2 protein-coding genes and 1 pseudogene are annotated in these 1048 nt (G+C 63.5%); all 3 read right to left on the minus strand.

Going from position 1 to position 1048, the window contains the following annotated elements; genetic code table 11:
- Window positions 1-391: pseudogene (locus tag C0456_RS20800) on the minus strand (hypothetical protein); the annotation flags it as partial.
- 47 nt (window positions 392-438) lie between these two features.
- Window positions 439-831 (minus strand): hypothetical protein, encoded by a 393-nt coding sequence (locus tag C0456_RS20805; RefSeq protein WP_058818314.1) that lies wholly within the window; start codon window positions 829-831, stop codon window positions 439-441.
- Window positions 800-1048: zincin-like metallopeptidase domain-containing protein (locus C0456_RS20810; protein WP_291056704.1), on the minus strand; the 249-nt coding region annotated here is incomplete at its 5' end. The genes C0456_RS20810 and C0456_RS20805, both read right to left, overlap by 32 nt.

Genomic DNA, 1048 nt, shown 5'->3' on the forward strand with positions numbered 1-1048 from the left:
GATAATCGGCGTGCTCGAGCCCGATCCCTGCTGCGATCTGGCGCAGCGCCCGCGTGCCCTCGCGCCGGTAGTGGCGCAGTTCTTCGGGACGATAGTCGATCCCGCGTTTGACCAGCGCAATGATCGCAGGCCTGTGTTTGAGCTCGGCAAGGCGTTCAATGCATTGGGACCGCAGAGCCTGGTCGTCTGCCTCACATTCGGTCGGCCTTCCGTCAGCAATGCGTTGAAGGTGGCGCGTCAGCAGCAGCACTGCCGGACAGGTTGCGGCCTGCCGGCCTGCCAGACGGACATCATCCACGGCCTCGTTCAATGCTCGCAGCGCATTTTCGAAGGTCGTCAGCCCATCGGGCTGGAGTGCGCGGCGGTAACGGTAATCAATGTCGCAGGACATGAGGCTTCCTTTCCATTGCAAGATGCAATGGCCCCATCCCCCTTTCCTCAATGCAGGCTGCCGCAGTGCTCGCTCGGGTTCTCCAGCAGCAACGGCTCGTAGATCATCGGTCGCAGGAGCGCCCCTGGCGCAATCTGTTCGAGGATCCTCGCTATTGCCGAGACCGCAACGCCCGCCTCGGTTGTCTGGATGATGAGCGATCGGCCTTGACCCGGAACTGTGCCAAGCGACCAACCGACGCCCCCCTTGCCGAGAAGGCCGTCCAGCACCTGGCGCGGGTCCCTCTGGGGGAACAGGCCTGCGATATGCTGGTCCAGCTCCTCGCCGATCGGCGCCCTCCTCCGGCCTGCAACATCGCCCGCATAACGGTGAAGCTGGGTGAGGCAAACGACCTCCTGCGGTGCCGGCTCAAGCAAAAGCCGGAACTGGCGCCGTCTCATCGGCTTCCTCCCCCTCTTCGCCGGCAGGTTCGCTCTGGAAGCCCGAATAGGCCGCAAGATGGTTGAACGCCTGATCGGCCTTCGCGGCTGCGGTGATGATCGCCGTCTTGTCGGCCTTGAGGATCTCCAGCCAGTGCGAGACGTAGCTGGCATGGCTTTCGTGAAGGTCTGCCGGCAGACCCAATTCATAGCAAATGCGCGCACTCACCTGCTCGGC

The sequence above is a fragment of the Hyphomonas sp. genome, from assembly GCF_013823385.1.
Lineage (GTDB): Bacteria > Pseudomonadota > Alphaproteobacteria > Caulobacterales > Hyphomonadaceae > Hyphomonas.